Genomic DNA, 21523 nt, shown 5'->3' on the forward strand with positions numbered 1-21523 from the left:
CCCCAGGCGCGGGCCGCGCCGACCAGCACGTCCCAGCCGGCGGGCACCGCGTCGCGGCCGAGCGTCGACGTCGCGTCGACCAGCAGGGGGACGCCCGCGGCCCGCACCCTGTGCGCGACGCCGACGCGGCCCGGCACGTCGTCGACCGGCTGCCGGGTGCCCACCTCGCCGTTCGCCGCCTGCAGGGCGGCCGCCGCGACGCCGGGGGAACCGGCGGCCGCGACGAAGGCCTCCACGTCGACGCGCCCCAGGCGGTCGACCTCGACGAGGGTCGTGCCGCCGCCCGCCGCCTCGTGCCACTGCCCGGTGTGCAGCAGCGCGGAGTGCTCGACGGCCGACAGCACCAGCCCGGCCCCGGCGCGCCGGCGGCCGTGCAGCAGCCCGCGCAGCCCGGTGTGCAGCGCGACGGTGGGGTTCGGGGTGAACGCGACCTCGGCCGGCAGCACGCCCACCACCGAGGCCACCGCCTCGCGCGCGCCGTCGAGCAGCGCGCGGGCGCGCCGGCCCTCCGCGTGCAGCCGCCGGGGGTCGGCCCAGCCCTCGTCGAGGGCGCCGAGGTAGGCCTCGCGGGCGGCCGCCGACAGGGGCGGCGACGCGGCGTCCAGCACCCGCCGTCGCACGCCCTCGTCCGGCGTCCCGGGTCCCTGCGCCACGGCGAAACGGTAGCCCGACCCTGCCCTGGTCTCTCGCAGGCCCTGCGGTAGGTTTGGACCGTCTCGGGCGGGGTCCCCCTGCCTGGTCCGTCAGTCGAAAGGTGTGCCGTGCCGCCTCTTGCTCCACGCCGTCACGTGCGACGGCAGCGTCGTCGTCCGGTGGTGGCCGGTGCGCTCGCCGCGGGTGCGCTGCTCGCGCTCACCGGCTGCTCCGGCAGCGCCTCGCGCGGGTTCCTGCCCGAGGGCGCGACGACCGAGTCCGAGCGGGTCACCTCGCTCTGGAACGGCTCCTGGATCGCCGCGCTCGCCGTCGGCGTCGTCGTGTGGGGCCTGACGATCTGGTGCGTCGTCGCCTACCGCAAGCGCAAGCACGACACCGAGCTGCCCGACCAGCTGCGGTACAACCTGCCGATCGAGATCCTCTACACGGTCATCCCGCTGTTCATGGTGGGCGTGCTGTTCTTCTACACGCAGCGCGACGAGAGCGTGCTGGTGAGCACCAGCACCCCGTCCGACAACGTCGTGAACGTCATGGGCAAGCGCTGGGGCTGGGACTTCAACTACGTCACCAACAACGCCTTCGAGTCGACCCGCCAGGTCGAGACCGACCCGGGCAACGGCCAGGAGGTCACGCAGGCCGACCTGCCCGACCTCTACCTGCCGGTCGACCGCGTCACCCGCTTCTACCTGACCTCGCGCGACGTCGCCCACTCGTTCTGGGTGCCCGCCTTCCTCATGAAGATGGACACGATCCCCGGCCGGGTCAACGAGTTCCAGGTCCGGCCGGACCGCACCGGCACCTTCATCGGCAAGTGCGCCGAGCTGTGCGGCCAGTACCACTACCAGATGCTGTTCGAGGTCCACGTCGTGCCGCAGGCCGAGTACGACCAGCACATCGCGCAGCTCAAGGCGAGCGGCCGCGAGGGTCAGCTGCCCAACACGCTGAACCAGAGCGGCCTCGAGCCCAACCAGCGAGACCAGATCCCCAGCGTCGGGAGCACGTCGTGACCGCCACCGCCTCCACCCCGCTCTTCCGCGAGGCCGACTGGGTCGCCCCCTCGCGGCCGACCCTGGGCCGCACCGTGGTGCGCTGGGCGACGACGACCGACCACAAGGTCATCGGCAACCTGTACTTCATCACCAGCTTCGTCTGGTTCATGATCGGTGGCCTGCTCGCGCTGCTCATCCGCGCCGAGCTCTTCCAGCCGGGGCTGCAGGTCGTGCGCAACGGCGAGGAGTACAACCAGCTCTTCACCATGCACGGCACGATCATGCTGCTGCTGTTCGCGACACCGCTGTTCGCCGGCTTCGCCAACGCGCTCATGCCGCTGCAGATCGGCGCGCCGGACGTCGCGTTCCCGCGGCTGAACATGTTCGCCTACTGGCTGTACCTGTTCGGCGGGCTCATCGCCGCCGGCGGGTTCCTCACCCCGGCGGGCGCCGCGGCCTTCGGCTGGACGGCGTACTCGCCGCTGTCCGACGTCGCCTACTCGCCCGGTGTCGGCGCCGACCTGTGGATCTTCGGTCTGGCGCTGAGCGGCTTCGGCACCATCCTCGGCGCCGTCAACTTCATCACCACGATCATCTGCATGCGCGCCCCGGGCATGACGATGTTCCGCATGTCCATGTTCACCTGGACGGTGCTGATCACCAGCGTGCTGGTGCTGATGGCCTTCCCGGTGCTGGCGGCCGCGCTGCTGGTGCTCGGAGCCGACCGGCAGATGGGTGCGCACGTCTTCGACGCGGCCAACGGCGGTGCGATGCTGTGGCAGCACCTGTTCTGGTTCTTCGGGCACCCCGAGGTCTACATCATCGCCCTGCCGTTCTTCGGCATGATCAGCGAGATCCTGCCCGTGTTCAGCCGCAAGCCGCTCTTCGGCTACAAGGGCATGGTCTTCGCGGTCATCGCGATCGCGGCGCTGTCGGTCACGGTGTGGGCGCACCACATGTACGTCACCGGCCAGGTGCTGCTGCCGTTCTTCGCGTTCACCACGATGCTCATCGCGGTGCCGACCGGCCTGAAGTTCTTCAACTGGATCGGCACGATGTGGCGCGGCCAGCTGACGTTCGACACCCCGATGCTGTGGTCGATCGGCTTCCTGATCACGTTCCTCTTCGGCGGCCTGACCGGCGTCATCCTGTCCAGCCCGGCGCTCGACTTCCACCTGTCCGACACCTACTTCGTGGTGGCGCACTTCCACTACGTCGTGTTCGGCACGGTCGTCTTCGCGATGTTCGCCGGCTTCTACTTCTGGTGGCCGAAGTTCACCGGCCGCATGCTCGACGAGAAGCTCGGCAAGGTGCACTTCTGGATGCTGTTCATCGGCTTCCACACCACGTTCCTCATCCAGCACTGGATCGGCGTCGACGGCATGCCGCGTCGGTACGCCGACTACCTGCCGGGCGAGGGCCTGACGACGATGAACCAGGTGTCGACGTTCGGCGCCTTCCTGCTGGGCGCCTCGACGCTGCCGTTCCTCTACAACGTGTGGAAGACCTGGCGCACGGCGCCGCTCATCGAGGTCGACGACCCGTGGGGCTACGGCGGCTCGCTCGAGTGGGCGACCTCCTGCCCGCCGCCGCGGCACAACTTCGTGACGCTGCCGCGGATCCGCTCCGAGCGCCCCGCGTTCGACCTGCACCACCCCGACGTCGCGGCGCACGACGCGCCGACCGCCGACAAGTCGGTGCTCGACCACCTCTACGGCGAGCCCGACATCGACGACCAGGGGACCGCGACCACCACCGGTGGCATCGGCGGCGGCAACGGCCACGGCAAGGAGGACTGACCCATGAAGGCCGAGTCCTGGCTCTTCGGAGCCGGCGTCTTCTTCTTCGTGCCCGTCGGCATCGTCTACGGGTTCCTGACGCACTGGACCGAGGAGGTCGGCCCGACCGGGCTGTTCCTCACCGGGCTGCTGGCGCTCATGGTGGGCTGGTACCTGCGCTTCACCGCACGCCACATCGACCCCCGCCCCGAGGACGACCCGACCGCGCCGGTCGAGGCCGCCGCCGGCGAGTACGGCTTCTTCAGCCCGCACAGCTGGTGGCCGCTGCCGCTGGCGCTGTCCGGCGCCGTGGTCTTCACCGGCATGGCCGTCGGCTGGTGGCTCTCGCTGCTCGGTGTCGGCCTGGGCGCCCTGGCGCTCGTCGGCTGGGTCTTCGAGTACTGGCGCGGGGCGCACGCGCACTGAGCCGACGTCCGGCCGCGGCCCTGCCGCCGGCCGACCCTGCGCATCCTGGACGCGCGGCCCCTCCGACGGGCCGCGCGTCCAGCCTGTTCCCAGACTCTCCGGCTGCGGCGAGACCATGGGCCCTCGCCCGTGCATCACGTAGACTGTTCGTGGCCGCGACACCGCCGGCGACCCCGACAGGTCCCGTGGACGACGCGTCCGCCGTCGACGCGATCGGGGAGTCCTGCATGAGCACGTCCGCACGCCGTCTGCGGCGCACCGCCACCACCTGCGCCGCAGCGCTCGCCGTCGTGCTCGGCGCCGCAGCCTGTCAGGACGCCTCCACCGGCGCCTCGCCCGCCGGCGATGCCTCCAGCTCGTCGTCCGCGTCCTCGACGTCGTCCGCGCCCCAGGCCGAGCCGGCGTCGCTGAGCATCACCCCCGGCGGCAGCAAGAAGGTGCGTCCCGACCAGAAGGTCGAGGTCACCGCCTCGGGCGGCACGCTGACCGACGTCACGGTCGAGGACGGCGAGGGCCGTGCCGTCGACGGCGCGTTCAGCGACGACCGGGCCACCTGGACCGCGACCGACGCGCTGGCCGTCAAGAGCACCTACACGGTGCGGGCCACCGCCGAGAACGCCGCGAAGCAGTCGGTGTCGAAGACGGTCAAGCTGAAGACCATCACCCCGAAGGACACCGCCGACTTCGCCCTGCTGCCCTCCGGTTCGGGTGAGGTGGGCGTGGGCATGCCGGCCGTCGTGCAGTTCGCCGGTCTGGTCGACGCCGACAAGCAGGCCGACGTCGAGCGCAAGGTCACGGTCACGACGTCGCCGAAGGTCGAGGGCTCGTGGGGCTGGCTCGACGCCCGCCAGCTCATCTGGCGCCCCAAGGGGTACTGGAAGCCGGGCACCAAGGTCACGATCGACGCGCCGATCGCCGGCACGGAGACCCGCGACGGCGTGTGGACGGCCCGCAACGCGAAGACGACCTTCACCATCGGCTCGTCGATGATCAGCACCGTCGACGTCGACAAGCACACCATCACGGTGCGCAAGAACGGCAAGGTCATCCGCACGATGCCCGTGACCACGGGCAAGGACGCGCCGCGCTTCCGCACCCGCAACGGCATCAAGGTCATCCTCAGCCGCGAGAGCGAGCGGCAGATGAACGCCGAGACGACCGGCCTGAAGAAGAGCGACCCCGAGTACTACAACGTCAAGGTGAAGTACGCGATGCGCGTGACGTGGAGCGGTGAGTTCCTGCACGCCGCTCCCTGGTCGGTCGGCTCGCAGGGCCACGCGAACGTGAGCCACGGCTGCACGGGCATGAGCACCGCCAACGCCAAGTGGCTCTTCGACCGCTCCAAGATGGGCGACGTCGTGAAGTACGTCGGCTCGAACCGGGGCCTCGAGTCGTACAACGGCTACACGATGTGGAACATGAGCCTGGCCAGCTGGGCCAAGCACTCCGCCCTCGCCTGACCCGACCGCTGCCGCAGGGTAGGCCCCCGGGGCCGTGCGCCTGGGATCGCACGGCCTCGGTCTGGTAGGCCTCAGCGGGACGTCCGCGCCTCGGGACCGGCACCGCGGTGGCTCGTGCTGCCGCTGACCAAGCACCGGCGTGGGCGTCCCGTGACGTGCGTTTCGGCGATCAACGACATCGCGTTGCCCACAGCGGCGGGGGAGTCGGACAGGCTGGTGCCGCGGCACGCGCGGGGCGGGCCGCACCGCGCGGCTCGGGTCGGCCACCACACCGGCTCGGGCCGCGCGGCGCCCCGCGGGCGGCTTCGCCAGCGCCACCACGGGCCAAGACGGGACGCGACACCTCACGAGTCGACTGCGCTCCGAGCTGCCCGCGTCGTGGCAACGGCCGCTGCCTGGGCCGATGCCACGATCGGGGGCTTCGTGCGTCGCCGAGCCACCCGGCGCACGGCACCCGGGCCCGAGGCCGGCGCGACGGCGTCAGGCCATCGCGCTCGGTCATTCCGCCGCTCTGCTGCCCAGGTGCTCCGTCACCACGTCGGGCTGCTTCCGGGGGTTGTGACGCCTGGTCGCGCTGCCTGCGGCGGGTTCTGACGCAGGTCGCGCCGCGGCGGGCCCAGGCGCCGGGCCCTCTGCCGCACAGACGCTCCGGCCCCAGGTCGCGTCACTGTGGCGGTCCAGCCACCGGGCTTCCTGCCTGCGGCTAAGCTCCGGCACCGCGGTGCGCTGCTGGCGGCGGGATCGGTCATCAGGTCGCGCCGCCGCTGACGTGCCCCGTGACGAGGTCGCCCTACCCGCGGCCGGTTCCGTCGCCCGGTCGTACTGCCTCGGGCGGGCCCGCACCTGGTTGCGTCGTCACCGGCCGGTCTCCGCATCGGGTTGCGCTGCCCTGCAGCGGGCCCGCGCACCTGGTTGCGCTGCCTTCGGCAGGCCCTCACTGAGTCGCGCCACCCCGGAGGGTCCCTCATCAGCTGGCGCTGCCTCCGGTGGGTGTCCTCACCGACCCTTCGCTGCCGGCGCGCTCGTCAGGCGGGTGGGCTGCTGCTGCCTCGGAATGGGGGATGGCTCGTCGAGGCTCCTGTGCCGCAACGGGCTGTCCGCGCCGGGCCGAGGCTCGACACGGGCCGGCGCGCCTGAGCGCCCACAGGGTCCAAGGAGCCGGCCCGGGGAGTAGTCAGGGTGCGCGGGTCTCACCGGTGCAGTGCGCGGCAGGGTGCCGGCGACGGCGTGCAGGGGGTACACGGCGGGCGCGGCGCGGTGCGTCTGGCCTGCCCGAGGTGGGGAGGCCGTGGGGTGCGGCTGGCGCACGGTTCCGACAGGGACGCGTCCGCCGCACCCAGCGGACGCGCTGATCGCGACGTGCGACTGCGGCGCGCTGACCGAGACCAGCAGACCATGACCGCCGGTCGGGAACCGTCAGCCGGGACCAGCCGCCGAGCCGTCTGCTGGCTGCGGCCCCCGACGGGGACCAGGGGACTAGGGGCAGGCCCAGGTCACGCCACCGGCACGTGCCGACTGCAGCGGGCCGGACGCGACGACGCCCGGCGCCGAGCGGGTGCTCGGGCCGGGCGTCGTGAGTGCGTGCTCAGTGGCTGCTGGTGACGGCCTTCACCTCGTGGTCGTCGGCAGTCAGCGCGTCGTGGGCCCCGTGGCTGTGGGCGGCGGCGAGCTCGTCGGGGGTGACGGGCTCGACGCGGTCCTCGAACCAGAAGGACGACATGCGGGCGCGGATCGCCTGCAGGCGGCCACCGGGGCTGCGCACGCCGTTCGCGTCGACCGTCTGCGGCGCCGGCAGCGGACGGTGCGAGTCGTGCTGCACCAGCGGCCAGGCCTGCTCGGGCGTCAGCGGGTCGTGCACCTCGATGAACTCACCGTGGGGCAGTCGCACGATGCGCCCGCTCTCCCGACCGTGCAGCACCAGGTCGCGGTCGCGGCGCTGCAGGCCGAGGCAGATGCGCTTCGTGACCACGAAGACCAGCGGCGGGACCACGAAGACCAGGATGCGCAGCGAGCGGGTGATGTCGTTGATCGACATCCCGAAGTGCGTCGCGAGCAGGTCGTTGCCGCCACCTGCCCAGAGCAGGCAGTAGAAGGTGATGGCCATGGCGCCGAGCCCGGTGCGGGTCGGGGCGTTGCGCGGGCGGTCGAGCAGGTGGTGCTCGCGCTTGTCACCCGTCACGAACGCCTCGATGAACGGGTAGAAGATCGCCAGCATCGTCACGATGCCGGGCAGCACCAGGCCGCCGAGCGCGATGTTGAAGCTGAACGTCCAGCCGAACACCTGGAACTCGAGCCAGCCGGGCAGCATCCGGATCGCCCCCTCGAGCCAGCCCATGTACCAGTCGGGCTGCGAACCCGCGGTGACGGGGGAGGGGTCGTACGGTCCGTAGGCCCAGATCGGGTTGATCGTGGCGACCGCCGCGAGCAGGACGGTGACGCCGAAGACGATGAAGAAGAAGCCACCGGCCTTCGCCGCGTACACCGGCATGACCGGGAAGCCGACGACGTTCTTCTCCGTCTTGCCCGGGCCGGGGTACTGGGTGTGCCGCTGCAGCGCCACCAGGCCGACGTGCACGGTGAACAGGATCACCAGGATGGCCGGGATCAGCAGGATGTGGACCGTGTAGAGCCGCGGGATGAGCGACTCGCCGGGGTAGTCGCCGCCGAAGACGAACGAGGAGATGTACGAACCCACGATGGGGATCGACAGGATCATGCCGCGGGCGAACGACAGGCCGGTGCCGGAGAGCAGGTCGTCCGGCAGCGAGTAGCCGGCGAAGCCCTCGATCAGCGCCAGCAGCGCCAGCACCAGGCCGATGACCCAGTTGATCTCGCGCGGCTTGCGGAAGGCGCCGGTGAAGAACACCCGGAACATGTGCACCGCGATCGAGGCCACGAAGAGCAGCGCCGACCAGTGGTGGATCTGCCGGATCAGCAGGCCGCCGCGCACCTCGAACGAGATGCCGACCGTCGAGGCGTAGGCCTCCGACATCTCGACACCGCGCAGCGGCAGGTACGAGCCGTCGTAGACGGTCGACCCCACCGACGGCACGTACCAGAACGTCAGGAACGTGCCGGTGAGCAGCAGGATGATCAGGCTGTACATCGCGATCTCGCCGAGCATGAACGACCAGTGGTCCGGGAAGACCTTCTTCAGGCCGTACGACACCGCCTTCGCGGCGCCCGTTCGCTCGTCGACGTAGCTGGCGGCCTTGCCCGCCGGCGACATCTTGGTCTCGCTCATCGGTGTCCTCGCTCAGGGAAGCTGGGGCCCACGGCCTCGCGGAAGGGCTGCTTGGCGACCAGGTAGCCCTCGGCGTCCACCGTGATCGCCAGCTGCGGCAGGTTGCGGTGGGCGGGTCCGAAGATGACCTTGCAGTCGTCGGTGACGTCGAACGTCGACTGGTGGCAGGGGCAGAGCAGGTGGTGCGTCTGCTGCTCGTACAGACCCACCGGGCACCCCACGTGGGTGCAGATCTTGGAGTAGGCGACGATCCCCTCGTAGCCCCAGCTGAGCTCCTTCTGGGACTTGATGTCGGCCGGGTCGAGGCGCATGAGCAGCACCGCGGCCTTCGCCCGCTGCTCGAGACGGTCGGGCACCTTGTCGATGCCCTCGGGCATCACGTGGAAGACCGAGCCGATGGTGACGTCCTCGGCCTTGATGGGGGCCAGCTCGGGGTCGCTCACCAGGCGCGTCTGCGCCTTCCACATCGTCTTGGACAGCCGGTCGCCCGGCAGCGGGCCCAGGTCGCGCAGCGCCACGATGAACGGCAGCCCGAAGAGACCGAGCGCACCGCCCAGCGTCATCTTGATCAGCGGCCGGCGCTTGATGCCGCTGGCCTCGGCGCCTGCCATGACCGTGCGCACCGTCTCGGCGCGGGCGTGGTCGTCGCTGCGGATGGGGTGCCGCTCCTCGACGACCTCCTCGTCGGGCATCAGCGTCTTGGCCCAGTGGACCGCACCGATGCCGATGAAGAAGAGGGCGAAGCCGAGACCCAGCCCGAGCAGCAGGTTCTGCAGCTTCGTCGGGCCGATGAGGGGCACGAACGTGCGCGTGTCGGGGTCGACCGCGAAGTAGGACACCAGGAACAGCAGCGTGGCGACCATCGACAGGAAGAACATGGCCGCGACCTGGCGCTCGGCCCGCTTGGCAGCCCGCGGGTCGGTGTCGGCCATGCGGTGCACGTGCGCCGGCAGTCCGGGGTTCTCGAAGAGGGTGGGGGCCGCCGTCGACCCCTCGAGCCGCTCGGCGCGTCGGATGGTGCCGTCGCCGGACGCGCCCGTACGGCCGGTGAGCTCGCTGCTCTGCTCGCGGTGCAGCCCGACCTCGCCCCCCGGGCCGTACGTGGCGTCGGCCTGCCGGGCGTCGGTGGTCTCGTCGCTCATCTGTGCTCCGTCGTGCTCGTGCTCGGTCATGTCAGGCGGCCTTCGACCCGAGCCAGACGGCGCAGCCGATGAGGGCGCCGATGCCGACGATCCAGGCGAACAGGCCCTCGGTCACCGGACCGAGCTTGCCGAGCTGGGCGCCGCCCTCGCTGGGCTCGCGCTGCACCGTCTTCAGGTAGGCGATGACGTCGCGCTTCTGCTCGGGGCTGATGTTGGCGTCGTTGAACACCGGCATGGACTGCGGTCCGGTGAGCATCGCCTCGTAGATGTGCTTGCCGCTGCTGCCCTCGAGGGAGGGGGCGTACTTGCCCTGCGTGAGGGCGCCGCCGGCACCGGCGAAGTTGTGGCACATGGCGCAGTTGACGCGGAAGATCTCGCCACCGGTCGCGGCGTTGCCCTGCGAGTCGTCGGTGTACTCGCCGGCGGGGATGGCCGGGCCCGGGCCGAGCGAGGCGACGTAGGCCGCGAGCTGGCGGGTCTGCTCCTGGGTGAACACGGCCGGCTTGTCGGGACCCTGCGGGCCCTGCGCCGCCAACGGCATGCGACCGGTGCCGACCTGGAAGTCGACGGACGCGGCCCCGACGCCGATGAGGCTCGGACCGGCGACCTGGCCCTCCTTGTCGGGCTGCGCGCCCTGGGCGTTCAGCCCGTGGCAGGTGGCGCAATTGGCCAGGAAGAGCTGCTTGCCCTGGGCGACGTCGTCGGTGGTCGCGGTCGACGCCTGCGCCTGCTGCGGAGCCAGCGCCGCGTAGGCAGCACCGGTCACCAGCAGACCCAGGGCGATCAGGATCGCCAGGGCCAGTGGGGAGCGCCGTCGGGCGGCAAGAGCGGTCACGTGCGGGTCCTCGTCTCGTGCGGTGGTCCGAGCCTACGTCGGCCGCCTGGCACCAGCGAGGTCGTGGCGCGGTCGGCGGCCGGGGGGCCGGGGGGCGTCGGGCTGGGGCTCACTGCAGCAGGTAGATGGTGGCGAACAGGCCGATCCAGACGACGTCGACGAAGTGCCAGTAGTAGGACGTCACGATCGCGCCGGTGGCCTCGGCGTGACCGAATCGGCGGGCGGCGAACGAGCGGCCGATGATCAGCAGGAAGGCGATGAGGCCGCCGGTGACGTGCAGGCCGTGGAAGCCGGTCGTCAGGTAGAAAACCGAGCCGTACCCGTCGGTGCTGATCTTCAGGCCCTCGTGCACGAGGCTCGCGTACTCGTAGACCTGGCCGGCGACGAAGACCGCTCCGAAGAGGTACGTCAGCGCGTACCACTCGCGCATGCCCCACTGCTTGAGCTGCAGCAGGCTGCCGGTGCGGCCCGGCTGGAACTGCTCGGCCTTCCAGACACCGAGCTGGCACCAGACGGAGCTGATCACCAGGACGAGCGTGTTGACCGCCGAGAACGGCACGTTGAGCTTCTCGGGGCCGGTGACCCACTGCTCGGGCACCACGGACCGGATCGAGAAGTACATCGCGAACAGGCCCGCGAAGAACATGAGCTCGCTGGAGAGCCACACGATGGTGCCCACCGAGGCCATGTTGGGACGGCTCACCACCGCGTGGGTCGGGCCCGTCTCGACTGCTGCTGTCGTCGCCACGCTCTGCAGTATGGACCAGAGCGGTGACACCGGGGCGGTCGGGTCCCGGCGGGTCGTCGATCGCGCCGGGCGGGGCGAGCGACCCCCCGCGCCACCGCCCGGTACGCTCGCCGGGACGAGCCCGCAGGGCCCCCGATCGACCCGAGGAACTGACAGGCATGAGCGCGACGCACGACGCCGACCAGGCCGGCTCGACCAGCACCCTGAAGGTGCTGGTCTACAGCGACGACGTCACCGTGCGCGAGGCCGTGCGCATGGCGGTCGGCCGGCGCCCGGCGTCCGACCTGCCGCGGGTCGAGTACCTCGAGTGCGCCACCTCCACGGCGGTGATCACGGCGCTGGACGCGGGCGGGATCGACGTCGTGGTGCTCGACGGCGAGGCGTCGCCGGTCGGTGGGCTGGGACTGTGCCGGCAGCTGAAGAGCGAGATCTTCCGCTGCCCGCCGATCCTGGTGCTGACCGGGCGCCCGCAGGACTCCTGGCTGGCGGCCTGGTCGCTGGCGGACAACGCCGTGCCGCACCCGCTCGACCCCGCCGCGGTCGCGCGCGCCGTCGGCGAGCTCGCGCGCGTCGTCGTCGCCGGCTGAACAGCCGGCGCGTGGCCGCCGTGAGGACCGACGTGGACACCTCTGCCCCCGCCCCGACGTGGAGCGGCCTGCTGCAGCAGCTGCTCGCCGGTGCGTCCCTGACCAGCGCGCAGTCGGCCTGGGCCATGGACCAGGTGATGATCGGCGCGGCGAGCCCCGTGCAGCTGTCCGGGTTCCTGGTCGCGCTCCGCGCCAAGGGCGAGGACGTCGAGGAGCTCACCGGTCTGGTGCGCGCGATGCTCTCGCACGCGGTGCCCATCGAGGTGCCGGGCGCAGCGGTCGACGTGGTCGGCACGGGCGGCGACCGGGCGCACACCGTGAACATCTCGACGATGGCCGCGCTCGTGGTGGCCGGCAGCGGCGAGCTGGTGGTCAAGCACGGCAACCGGGCCGCGAGCAGCGCGTGCGGCTCGGCCGACGTGCTCGAGGCGCTGGGGGTGCGGCTCGACCTGCGCCCGGCGGACGTCGCGGCCGTCGCGGCCGAGGCGGGCATCACCTTCTGCTTCGCCGGGCTGTTCCACCCGGCCATGCGGCACGCCGCCGCCGTGCGCAGCGGGCTGGGCGTCGCCACCGCCTTCAACTTCCTGGGGCCGCTGACCAACCCCGCGCAGCCGACGGCCGCGGCCGTCGGGGTGGCCGACGCGCGGATGGCGCCGCTGGTCGCGGGCGTGCTGGCCGACCGCGGCGCGAGCGCGCTGGTGTTCCTCGGCGACGACGGCCTCGACGAGCTGACGACCTCCGGGCCGTCGCACGTCTGGCTCGCGCACGAGCACGCGGTGCGGCCGCTGGTGCTCGACCCGGCGCAGCTGGGTGTGCCGGCCGCCGGGCTCGAGCAGCTGCGCGGCGGCGACGCGGCGCACAACGCCCAGGTGGTGCGCGACGTGCTGGGCGGGGCCACCGGGCCGATCCGCGACGCGGTGCTGCTGAACGCGGCGGCCGCGCTCGCCGCCGTCCGCCTGCTCGACGGGTCGGCGTCGGCGCCGGGCGACGACGCGGCGCTGGCCGAGGTGCAGCGCAAGGGGCTGCAGCGCGCCGCCGACTCGGTCGACTCGGGCTCCGCCGCCGCGGTGCTCACCCGCTGGGTCGACGCCACGAGGAGCCGCGCATGAGGTTCACGACGCAGGTGCTGTCGGGCGGCGGCAGCGCGACCGGGCTGCCGGTGCCGGACGACGTGGTGGCCGAGCTCGGCGGCCGGCGCACCGCGGTGGTCGTCACGGTGAACGGGTACACGTACCGCAGCACCACCGGCGTCATGGGCGGGCGCACCCTCGTGCCGCTCGCCAAGGAGCACCGTGACGCGGCGGGGGTGGCGGCCGGTGACGACGTCGTGGTCGAGCTGGTGGTCGACGCGGCGCCGCGCACCGTCGAGCTGCCGGAGGACCTGCTGACGGCGCTGGGCGCCGAGCCCGGGCTGCGTGAGCGCTTCGACGCGCTGGCTCCCTCGGCCCGCAAGGAGGCCGTGCGCCAGCTGGAGTCGGCCAAGGCCGAGGCGACCCGGCAGCGCCGGCTGGCGAAGGTGCTCGACCAGCTGCGCGGCTGATCCGCGCGGGCTACTCGAAGCCCAGGGAGAACGCCGCCTCGAGGTCGTGCTGCGAGTAGGCGCGGAACGAGATGTGGGTGGTCGTACCGACCACGCCCTCGACCTTGTTCAACCGGTCGGCGATCACCTCGTGCAGCTGCTCGTGCTCGCGCACCCGCACCATCGCCACCAGGTCGACGCCGCCGGTCACCGAGTAGACCTCGCTGACGCCGTCGAGGTCGGCGATGGCCTGCGCCACCTCGGGGATGCGGCTGACCTCGGCCTGCACCATGACGATCGCGGTGATCACGGCGGCAGCCTACCCGCGGACGGCGACCCCGCGGCCCCTCGACGACGACGAGCGCCGGCGCGGCTCAGCCGGTGGCGCGGGCCTGGCCACCGCGACGCCAGCCACCGCCGCGCACCCCGGGCTCGTCGAAGCCGACGACGCCCTGCCGCAGCGAGCGCTCGACCGGTTCGAGGCGCCAGCGCTCGCCGCCCGCCCCGTGCAGCGGGCAGCTCCACTCGCCCTCGACGACCACCAGGCGGGTGCCGTCCTGCTCGAGCCAGCGCAGCACCAGCTCGGCCTCCTCGGCGGTCGCCGACGGCGCGGGCAGCAGCGGCGGCTGCACAACCTCGCCGGTGGCGCGCAGCGCGTCGACGTAGGGCCACGGGTCGGCGCCGCGGGGCGCGACGCTGGTGCCGGCGAAGCGCCCGTGCCGCACCAGCACCAGCTCCCAGCCGCCGCCGGCGTCGAGGTCGCGCCGTCGCGCCGCGACGATCTCGGGGCAGCCGGCGAGCGAGCCGAGCCGCTGGGTGCGCGCGGCGGCCCGCACCACCGTGAGCAGGCGGTCGCGCACCGTCGCCGCCTGCTCGAACCGCTCGTCGCCCGACAGCTGGCCGATGCGCTCCTGCAGCCGCCCGGTCAGCTCGCGGCAGTCGCCGGACATGGCCCGGCGGGCCCGGTGCACGACCGCGGCGTACCGCTCCTCGCCGTCGGCGCGGGTGGCGTCGTCGGCGGCGGTGACGCACGGCGCGCTGCACCGCCCCATCCCGGCCAGCGCGCAGGCGCCGCCCCCACCTCGCCGACCCATCCGCCGGGTGCACTGGCGCAGCGCGAAGACCTCGTGCAGGGCGTCGACCGCGAGCTCGGCGGTGCGCCGGCCGTGGAACGGGCCGAGGTACGTCGCGCCGTCGTCGCGCACCGACGCGACCACCGACAGCCGGGGGTAGGGCTCGTCTGTCAGCTTGATCCACGGTGCGCGCTCGGGGTGGCGCGAGCGGCGGTTGTAGCGCGGCTTGTGCTCGGCGATCAGCCGCAGCTCGCGCACCTGCGCCTCCAGCGCGGTCTCGCAGACGACCGGGTCGACGCGCTCGGCGAGCCCGACCATCTCGCCCATCCGCGTCCGGTGCTCGGAGGCGGTGAAGTACGTGCGCACCCTGGTGCGCAGGTCGCGCGAGGTGCCGACGTACAGCACCTCGTCGCGGGCGCCGCGGAAGACGTAGACGCCGGGCGCGTGGGGGAGCCCCTCGGCCAGCCACCGCTTGCGGCGCTGCGCGGCCGACACCCGGGCGGTGTAGGTCATCAGCTCCTCGAGCGAGTGGACGCCGAGCGACCCGACCCGCTCGAGCAGCGCGTGCAGCACGTCGACCGTGGCCTGCGCGTCGTGCAGCGCCCGGTGGTCGGGGGTCACGGCGGCGCCGAACAGCCGCGCCAGCGTGCCCAGCTTGCGGTTGGGCACCTCGTCGTGGGTGACGACCTGCCGCGCGAGGTGCACCGTGTCGACGACCGCGAAGCCCGGCCAGGGGTGCCCGCAGCGCGCCGCCGCGGCCTTGAGGAAGCCGATGTCGAACGGCGCGTTGTGCGCCACCAGCACCGCGCCGCGGGCGAACTCGAGGAACGCCGGCAGCACCGACTCGATGGGCGGCGCGGAGGCGACCATGCCGTCGGTGATGCCGGTGAGCAGCTGGATGAACGGCGGGATCGGCTCGCCGGGGTGCACGAGGGTCTGGAACTCACCGAGCACCTGACCGCCGCGCACCCGCACGGCGCCCACCTCGGTGATGCCGCAGTCGGCCGCCGAGCCACCGGTCGTCTCGAGGTCGACGACGACGAACTCGACGTCCGCCAGCGGCGTGCCGAGCTCGTCGAGCGTTCCCTGGACCGGTCTCACGCAGCAGACGGTAGGACGGCCCACCGACAACGCCGGAGAGGCGCTCCGATCCGCGGGTGCGGCCGACCCCGTGAGCGACGTCACGCGGGAGCCGTCGAGGCGGCCCGAGCCGTTCCCGACGGTCGCCCGGCTCGCCTCGCCCGGACCGCCCGGGGACCGCGCGCGCCGACCCTCTCGCGCGTTCCCGGAGGAAACCTTAGGGTTGCACCACCAACACAGTTGCGGAGGTTGTCATGATGTCAGACGGCTGGGTCGCGGTGGGCGAACCGGGCAGGTCGCACGACCCGGAGCCGTTCGTCGGCGACACCGTCCCGGCGACGCTCGCCGACACGGTGCGCCGCTGGGGGGCTCGCGACGCCCTCGTGGACGTCGCCGGCCGCCGCCGGTGGACGTGGTCGCAGCTCGGCGCCGACGTCGACCGGTTCGCGCGGGCGCTCGTGGCCGACGGCGTCCGACCCGGCGACCGCGTCGCGCTCTGAACGACCTGCCAGCCGGAGTGGGTGCTGCTGATGCTGGCGGTCGCCCGGGTCGGGGCGGTCACGGTGTCGTTCGACCCGTCGTACGGCTCGAGGGAGCTGGAGCACGGCCTGCGGCTGGTCGGCGCGACCCACCTGTTCACCCGGGAGCCCTACAAGACCACCGACTTCGCGGGCGTCGCCCGTGCCGTCGCCGACGAGCTGCCCGAGCCGCCGCGCGTCGTGGTGGTCGGCGAGCCGGCGTGGCGGGCGCTGCTGGCCCGCGCCGACGACGTCGACCCCGTCGAGGTCGACCGTCGCAGCGCCGCCGTCGAGGTCGAGGACCCCGCCGTGATCCTGTTCACCTCCGGCACGTCGGGGCGCCCCAAGGCGGTCGTGCTGCCCGCGCGCAGCCTGGTCACCGGGGCGTGGACGAGCTCGGCGCTGCTGCACTGCGACGAGCGCGACCGGTACTGCGTCTCGACCGGCTTCGGCCACGTCTTCATGCTCGCGCAGTGCGTGCTGCCGGCCGTATGCCGAGGTGGTGCGATGGTGCTGTCCGGGCCGTCCTTCGACGCCGAACGCGTCCTGGAGACCGTCGAGCGCGAGCGCTGCACCGTGCTGCACGGCGCGCCGACGATGTTCCTGAGCCTGCTCGCCGTGCAGCAGGATCACGGGTTCGACCTCACCAGCCTGCGCACCGGCATCTGCGGTGCCTCGGCGGTCAGCCCGTCGGTGATGGAGCGCGTCGTGCGCGACCTGCACCTGCCCGACGTGCTGCAGGCCTGGGGCATGACGGAGGTCGGCGGGGCGCCCACGACGGGCCGCACCTGGATGCCGCCGGAGCGCCGGGTCGGCACGGCGGGGCTGGCCGTCCCGGGCGTCGAGGTGCGGGTCGTCGACACCACGACGGGGGACGTGCTCGGCCGCGGCGAGCGGGGCGAGCTGCAGCTGCGCGGCTACCCGACGATGCTCGGCTACCGGGGTCAGCCCGAGGCGACGGCCGAGGTGCTGGGCGCCGACGGCTGGCTGCGCACCGGCGACCTCGCCGTGCAGGACCCGACGGGGGACGTGCGCATCCTCGGTCGGCTGCGCGACGTCATCGTGCGCGGCGGGGAGAAGATCGCGCCCGACGAGCTGCGGGAGTTCTTCGTCGCGATGCCGGACGTCGTCGACGCCGAGGTCGTGGGGGTGCCGGACGACCTGCTCGGCGAGCAGGTGATGCTGTGGGTCGCGCAGGCACCCGGGCACCCCGAGCTGACGCTCGACGAGGTGCGGGCCCGCTGCCGCGGCCGCATCGCCCGGTACAAGGTGCCGGCGTTCCTCGAGGTCGTCGACGCGCTGCCGGTGAACGCCAACGGCAAGGTGCTGCGCTCGGTGCTGCGAGAGCGGGGCGCCGCGCTGGTGGCCGCAGCCGCCCGACCGACGCCCGTCGGCGCGTGACGGTCCTCGCCCGGCGTCCGAGCGCGGCCCGGCACGCCGTCCCCGGCTGGGGACGGCGGCTGGTGCTGGGCGACGTCGTCCGGCCCTACACCGCGTTCGTGCTCGTCGGGATGGTCGCCGGGGGCGCGCAGGTGGTCGGGGGCCTCCTCGCGCCGCAGTCGCTCGACCGCGGCACCGTGGTCGCCGGGCTCGCGACGGCGCTGCTCAACGTCGTCGTCGTCCGCGACCGTCTCCTCGCCCGCGCGATCTACTGGTTGCTGGCGAGGGTGCCGCCCACCTGGCCGTTCTGGGCGCGGGCCCTCGCCTGCTGGCTGTTCTCCTCCGGTGGCCTGCACGCCGGCTGGTCCGTGGCGGCGACGGCGTGGGCGGTCGCGCTGCCGTTCGCGGTCGGGACGTCGTCGACCGGCGAGCTGGCGATGGCCGCCGCGCCGCTCGTCGTCCAGCTGCTGCTCGTCGTCACCTCGCTGCCCGCGCTGCGTCGCCGGCGACACGACCTGTTCGACCTGGTGCACGTCGGCGCGCCGCCCGTGCTCGCCGTCCTGCTGTGGGCCGAGGTCGCGGCCCTGCCGACGGCCGGCCCGGCGGTGTGGGTCAAGACGGTGGTGGTCGCGGCGCTCGTGCTCTATCCGCTGTTCACGGTGCGACGGGTGCCGGTCGAGGTCACGACGCCGTCGGGGCACGTCGCGCTGATCCGGCGCGCAGACGGCCGGCCGTGGCCCGGCCCGTCGGCCACCAAGTGGTCGCGGACGCCGTTCGGCCAGCGGCACTCGTTCGTGAACGTCGACGGCGACGGCGGTCCGGGCTGGCGGTTCGTCGTGGCCCGCGCCGGCGACTGGACGTCGGACCTGATCGACGCCCCGCCCGGCGCGCTGTGGATGCGCAGCCTGCCCGGCCCGGCGACCGGCCCGGCGACCCGCATGTTCTCCTCGGTCGTCGTGCTGGCCACCGGGTCGGGCATCGGGCCGGCGCTGGCGTTCCTGCACCGCCCCCCGGTGCCGTTCCGCCTGGTGTGGGTCACCAGGTCACCGGCCGAGACGTACGGGGTCGCGCTGCTGGCGGAGGTCCGCCGCCTGGCGCCGGACGCCGTGGTCGTCGACACCGCGGTCGAGGGCAAGCCCGACGTCGGGGCCCTGGTGGTGCGGGTCGCCCACGCCCTGGGCGCGGAGGCGGTGACCACGGTCACGAACCGGTCGCTGTCGCTGCGTCTCGACCGGCACGTGCGCCGCGCCGGCCTGGTGGTGCTCAGCCCGACCTGGGACAGCTGAGCGGACCCCGCCGGGGGCCTGCCGCAGCCGGTCGGTGCCGGTTGTCGGACCCTCCCTCTAGCGTCCGTCAGGACAGGCCGGCACCCCGCCGGCCGACGGGACGGAGGTGATCGCCGTGCACATCGACTGCGACGGCTGCGAGGTGCGGGGCCGGGCGTGCGGCGACTGCGTCGTGACGGTGCTGCTGGGTGCGCCCCCCGAGGGCGTCGAGCTGGACCGGGCCGAGCAGGCCGCGATCGGGGCGCTGGCCGGCTCGGGCCTGGTGCCCCCGCTGCGGCTGCGCCGGGCCACCGGCTGAGCGGTGCGTCCGTCCGGCCACGTCGGCTCGCGCCGCCACCTACGATGACGGCGTGAGCGCGACGGACGACGGGACGCCGCGCGCGCCCCTCGACGGCGGGCCCGGCGTGCCGCACCCTGGTGCGCACGAGCCGCCCGGCCCGCCGTCCGCTCCGGCCTCGGGTCGGTCGCCGCACCGGCACCGACGCGGTCGGGGCACGGCCGGTGCGTTGGGCCTGACGAGCGGTCTGGTCGCCCTCGCGGTGGTGGCCACCGTGGTGGCCGGGCACCGGGCCGGCGACCGAGCTCCCGCCGGGCAGGGGGCGACCCCGACCGTCTCCGTGACCACCGACGGCTCGCTGGCGGCACCGGCGCGCACGGGTCTGGACGCCGCGAGCGGGCAGAGCGAGGCCGAGCGCACGCAGGCGCTGCGGGCGCTGCTGGCGAAGCGTCGGACCGCCGTGCTGGAGCACGACGCGGCGACCTGGCTGGCCACCGTCGACCCGGGCGAGCGCGGCTTCCGCGATCGTCAGCGCACCGTGTTCGGCAACCTGCGCGACGTGCCCTTCGCCGACTGGACCTACCGCGTGACGGGCACCGGCGGCACGCTGTCGGCGTCCCGTCGGGCCGAGCTCGGCGGGCCGGCGTGGGTCGCGCGGGTGCTGGTCGGCCACCGGCTGCGGGGCTTCGACACCAGCCCGTCCTATGCCGAGCAGTACCTCACCGTGGTGCAGCGCGCCTCCGGCTGGGTGCTGGCCGGCGACACCGACGGCGGCAGCGCGCCGCAGCCGTGGGACCTCGGACGGGTGCGGGTGGTCCGCGGCGACCACGTGCTGGTGCTGGGCACCGCGTCCGAGGGCGCGCTGCGCGACGACGCGGCCGAGGCCGACCGTGCCGTGCAGCGGGTGGGTCGGCTGTGGGGCGGCTCGTGGCCGCGCCGGGTCGTGGTGCTGGCACCGCGCACGCAGCGCGAGTTCGGCCGGCTGCTGCTGCGTGGCACGAGCGGTTTGTCGCAGGTCGCCGCCGTGACCACCGGCGACCTGGGTGGCACGCCCGCCGCCCGGGCGCGCGAGCACAACGACCGGGTGGTGGTGAACCCGTCGGCCTTCGCCCGCCTGGGTCCGATCGGCCGCCGCGTGGTGCTCACCCACGAGCTCACGCACGTCGCCGTCCGGGCGTCGACGACGTCGACGGTGCCGATCTGGTTGTCGGAGGGCTTCGCCGACTACGTCGGGTACCGCGGCACCGGCGTCTCGCGCCGCGCGGCGTCGGACGACGTGCTGGCGCTGGTGCGCGCCGGCAGGGGACCGAAGGCGCTGCCGGACGCCGCCGACTTCGACCCCGAGCAGACGACGATCGCACCGTCGTACTCGGCCGCGTACCTGGCCTGCGCCCTGCTGGCCGACACCTACGGCGAGCAGCGGCTGGTCGACCTCTACCGGGCTGCGGCCACCGCCCCCGACCACGGCGACACGCACCCCGACCAGCAGCTCGAGGCGGCGTTCCGCTCGCAGCTGGGGACCAGCGAGCGCCGCTTCACCACCGTGTGGGTGCGGTACCTGCGCACCCTCGCCGCGTGAGGCAGGCACCGCGATCGGACCAGGGCCGGGCCGCCCGCTGGGCCCCGGTCGCGGTGCTCGGCGTGCTGCTGGTGCTGCTCATGGTGCTGGCCGCGGTGCTCGTGCCGTGGTCGGTGCTGGGCGCGGGCGCACCCACCGTCCGCCCGCTGCCGCTGTCGGACTTCACGGCCGGGCAGCTCGCCCGGGACACCGCCTTCCACGCCGACCTGCGGGTGTGGACCTACCCGCGCACGCTGCTGCAGCTCGCCGTCGTGGTGTGGCTCGGCCTCTCGGGTGCCGGGGCGCGGGTCGTCGGCGCGCTGGGGCGCCGGCTGCCCGGCGGCTGGCCGGTGCAGGTGGTGGCGGGCGTGCTGGTGCTCAGCCTGGCGCCGGTCGTCGTGGGCCTGCCGTGCAGCGTCGCCGCCGAGCGGGTGCTGCGCCGGTACGGGCTCTCGACCCAGCACTGGGGCGGCTGGGTGGTCGACGTCGTCCGCTCGTGGGCGGTCACCGCCGTCGTCACCGCGCTCCTGCTGCTGCTGGGCGTCGCGCTGGCCCGCCGGTGGCGGACGTGGTGGTGGGCGCCCGCCGCGGTCCTGGCGGCGGTGCTCGCCGTCGCGGGGTCGGCGCTGTACCCGGTGCTCGTCGAGCCGCTCGCCAACCACTTCCGGCCGCTCGCCGCCGGACCGCAGCGCACGCAGCTGCTGCAGCTCGCCGACCGCGCGGGGGTGCCGATCCGCGACGTGCTCGTCGCCGACGCCTCGCGCCGCACCACCGCCGAGAACGCCTACGTGTCGGGCCTGGGCGGCACCCGGCGCCTCGTCGTCTACGACACCCTGCTGCGCGGCGCGTCGCCCCGCGAGGTCGACCTGGTCGTCGCGCACGAGCACGGGCACGTCGGCCACCACGACGTGCGCACCGGCACCGCCCTCGACGCGGTCGCCGCCGCCGGCACGCCGGCGCTGCTCGCCA

The 21523-nt window shown here is 73.7% G+C and carries 19 protein-coding genes and 1 pseudogene; 13 read left to right on the top strand and 7 right to left on the bottom strand.

Annotated elements, in window-relative coordinates:
- A partial coding sequence (locus tag ACYVI6_RS13445) for an aminotransferase class V-fold PLP-dependent enzyme (RefSeq protein WP_460446861.1) occupies positions 1 to 653 on the bottom strand: 653 nt, incomplete at its 3' end.
- A gap of 135 nt (positions 654 to 788) precedes the next feature.
- Here ACYVI6_RS13445 and ctaC point away from each other — a divergent pair.
- The 4 genes from ctaC to ACYVI6_RS13465 all read left to right on the top strand — a co-directional run bounded on the left by ctaC (position 789) and on the right by ACYVI6_RS13465 (position 5307).
- Positions 789 to 1661, top strand: a complete 873-nt coding sequence (ctaC, locus tag ACYVI6_RS13450; RefSeq protein ID WP_460446862.1) for an aa3-type cytochrome oxidase subunit II — start codon at positions 789 to 791, stop codon at positions 1659 to 1661.
- The gene (gene ctaD / locus ACYVI6_RS13455; protein WP_460446863.1) at positions 1658 to 3442 is read left to right on the top strand and encodes an aa3-type cytochrome oxidase subunit I; all 1785 of its coding nucleotides are present in this window, start codon (positions 1658 to 1660) and stop codon (positions 3440 to 3442) included. The genes ctaC and ctaD overlap by 4 nt, the downstream gene beginning before the upstream one ends.
- Before the next feature lie 3 nt (positions 3443 to 3445).
- Entirely contained in the window at positions 3446 to 3847 is a 402-nt protein-coding gene (locus ACYVI6_RS13460; RefSeq protein WP_460446864.1) for a cytochrome c oxidase subunit 4, read from the top strand.
- Positions 3848 to 4074: 227 nt separating this feature from the next.
- The gene (locus ACYVI6_RS13465; RefSeq protein WP_460446865.1) at positions 4075 to 5307 is read left to right on the top strand and encodes a L,D-transpeptidase; all 1233 of its coding nucleotides are present in this window, start codon (positions 4075 to 4077) and stop codon (positions 5305 to 5307) included.
- A 1585-nt stretch (positions 5308 to 6892) separates the two neighbouring features.
- Here ACYVI6_RS13465 and qcrB read toward each other — a convergent pair.
- From qcrB to ctaE, 4 genes are all read right to left on the bottom strand, one after another.
- Entirely contained in the window at positions 6893 to 8551 is a 1659-nt protein-coding gene (gene qcrB / locus ACYVI6_RS13470; protein ID WP_460446866.1) for a cytochrome bc1 complex cytochrome b subunit, read from the bottom strand.
- Entirely contained in the window at positions 8548 to 9693 is a 1146-nt protein-coding gene (gene qcrA / locus ACYVI6_RS13475) for a cytochrome bc1 complex Rieske iron-sulfur subunit (RefSeq protein ID WP_460446867.1), read from the bottom strand. The genes qcrB and qcrA overlap by 4 nt, the downstream gene beginning before the upstream one ends.
- A gap of 31 nt (positions 9694 to 9724) precedes the next feature.
- Entirely contained in the window at positions 9725 to 10528 is an 804-nt protein-coding gene (gene qcrC, locus ACYVI6_RS13480; RefSeq protein ID WP_460446868.1) for a cytochrome bc1 complex diheme cytochrome c subunit, read from the bottom strand.
- A 109-nt stretch (positions 10529 to 10637) separates the two neighbouring features.
- Entirely contained in the window at positions 10638 to 11231 is a 594-nt protein-coding gene (gene ctaE, locus ACYVI6_RS13485) for an aa3-type cytochrome oxidase subunit III (protein WP_460446869.1), read from the bottom strand.
- A 203-nt stretch (positions 11232 to 11434) separates the two neighbouring features.
- On the opposite strand from ctaE, the gene ACYVI6_RS13490 reads away from it, so the two are divergent.
- From ACYVI6_RS13490 to ACYVI6_RS13500, 3 genes are read left to right on the top strand one after another with little or no spacing between them, the layout of a single operon-like run.
- Positions 11435 to 11863 carry a response regulator transcription factor gene (locus tag ACYVI6_RS13490; RefSeq protein ID WP_460446870.1) on the top strand — a complete coding sequence of 143 codons (429 nt, stop codon included), beginning with the start codon at positions 11435 to 11437 and terminating at the stop codon, positions 11861 to 11863.
- 32 nt (positions 11864 to 11895) lie between these two features.
- Complete coding sequence (trpD, locus tag ACYVI6_RS13495; protein WP_460446871.1) at positions 11896 to 12972, top strand: anthranilate phosphoribosyltransferase; 1077 nt, start codon at positions 11896 to 11898, stop codon at positions 12970 to 12972.
- Entirely contained in the window at positions 12969 to 13403 is a 435-nt protein-coding gene (locus ACYVI6_RS13500) for a YdeI/OmpD-associated family protein (protein ID WP_460446872.1), read from the top strand. The genes trpD and ACYVI6_RS13500 overlap by 4 nt, the downstream gene beginning before the upstream one ends.
- 10 nt (positions 13404 to 13413) lie before the next feature.
- On the opposite strand, the gene ACYVI6_RS13505 is transcribed toward ACYVI6_RS13500, so the two are convergent.
- Positions 13414 to 13692 (bottom strand): Lrp/AsnC family transcriptional regulator, encoded by a 279-nt coding sequence (locus tag ACYVI6_RS13505; protein WP_460446873.1) that lies wholly within the window; start codon positions 13690 to 13692, stop codon positions 13414 to 13416.
- Between the two features lie 64 nt (positions 13693 to 13756).
- Positions 13757 to 15556 (bottom strand): DEDD exonuclease domain-containing protein, encoded by a 1800-nt coding sequence (locus tag ACYVI6_RS13510; RefSeq protein ID WP_460446874.1) that lies wholly within the window; start codon positions 15554 to 15556, stop codon positions 13757 to 13759.
- A 236-nt stretch (positions 15557 to 15792) separates the two neighbouring features.
- On the opposite strand from ACYVI6_RS13510, the pseudogene ACYVI6_RS13515 reads away from it, so the two are divergent.
- The 6 genes and pseudogenes from ACYVI6_RS13515 to ACYVI6_RS13540 all read left to right on the top strand — a co-directional run.
- Positions 15793 to 16980, top strand: a pseudogene (locus ACYVI6_RS13515) (AMP-binding protein); the annotation flags it as partial.
- Positions 16981 to 17169: 189 nt separating this feature from the next.
- A complete protein-coding gene (locus ACYVI6_RS13520) occupies positions 17170 to 17454 on the top strand; it encodes an AMP-binding enzyme (protein WP_460446879.1) in 285 nt (94 codons plus the stop codon).
- Positions 17451 to 18719, top strand: coding sequence for a ferredoxin reductase domain-containing protein (locus ACYVI6_RS13525; RefSeq protein WP_460446875.1), 1269 nt, complete (start codon positions 17451 to 17453; stop codon positions 18717 to 18719). The genes ACYVI6_RS13520 and ACYVI6_RS13525 overlap by 4 nt, the downstream gene beginning before the upstream one ends.
- Positions 18720 to 18825: 106 nt before the next feature.
- Positions 18826 to 19017 carry a hypothetical protein gene (locus ACYVI6_RS13530; protein ID WP_460446876.1) on the top strand — a complete coding sequence of 64 codons (192 nt, stop codon included), beginning with the start codon at positions 18826 to 18828 and terminating at the stop codon, positions 19015 to 19017.
- Between the two features lie 52 nt (positions 19018 to 19069).
- Entirely contained in the window at positions 19070 to 20575 is a 1506-nt protein-coding gene (locus tag ACYVI6_RS13535; RefSeq protein ID WP_460446877.1) for a hypothetical protein, read from the top strand.
- A partial coding sequence (locus tag ACYVI6_RS13540) for a M48 family metalloprotease (protein ID WP_460446878.1) occupies positions 20572 to 21523 on the top strand: 952 nt, incomplete at its 3' end. The genes ACYVI6_RS13535 and ACYVI6_RS13540, both read left to right, overlap by 4 nt.

The sequence above is a fragment of the Angustibacter aerolatus genome (genome assembly GCF_054776675.1).

Coding starts and splice junctions, on each gene's coding strand:
- ACYVI6_RS13460 (WP_460446864.1), top strand. CDS start 3,446: ATGAAGGCCGAGTCCTGGCTCTTCGGAGCCGGCGTCTTCTTCTTCGTG.
- ACYVI6_RS13465 (WP_460446865.1), top strand. CDS start 4,075: ATGAGCACGTCCGCACGCCGTCTGCGGCGCACCGCCACCACCTGCGCC.
- qcrB (WP_460446866.1), bottom strand. CDS start 8,551: ATGAGCGAGACCAAGATGTCGCCGGCGGGCAAGGCCGCCAGCTACGTC.
- qcrA (WP_460446867.1), bottom strand. CDS start 9,693: ATGAGCGACGAGACCACCGACGCCCGGCAGGCCGACGCCACGTACGGC.
- ACYVI6_RS13490 (WP_460446870.1), top strand. CDS start 11,435: ATGAGCGCGACGCACGACGCCGACCAGGCCGGCTCGACCAGCACCCTG.
- ACYVI6_RS13500 (WP_460446872.1), top strand. CDS start 12,969: ATGAGGTTCACGACGCAGGTGCTGTCGGGCGGCGGCAGCGCGACCGGG.
- ACYVI6_RS13520 (WP_460446879.1), top strand. CDS start 17,170: ATGCCGGACGTCGTCGACGCCGAGGTCGTGGGGGTGCCGGACGACCTG.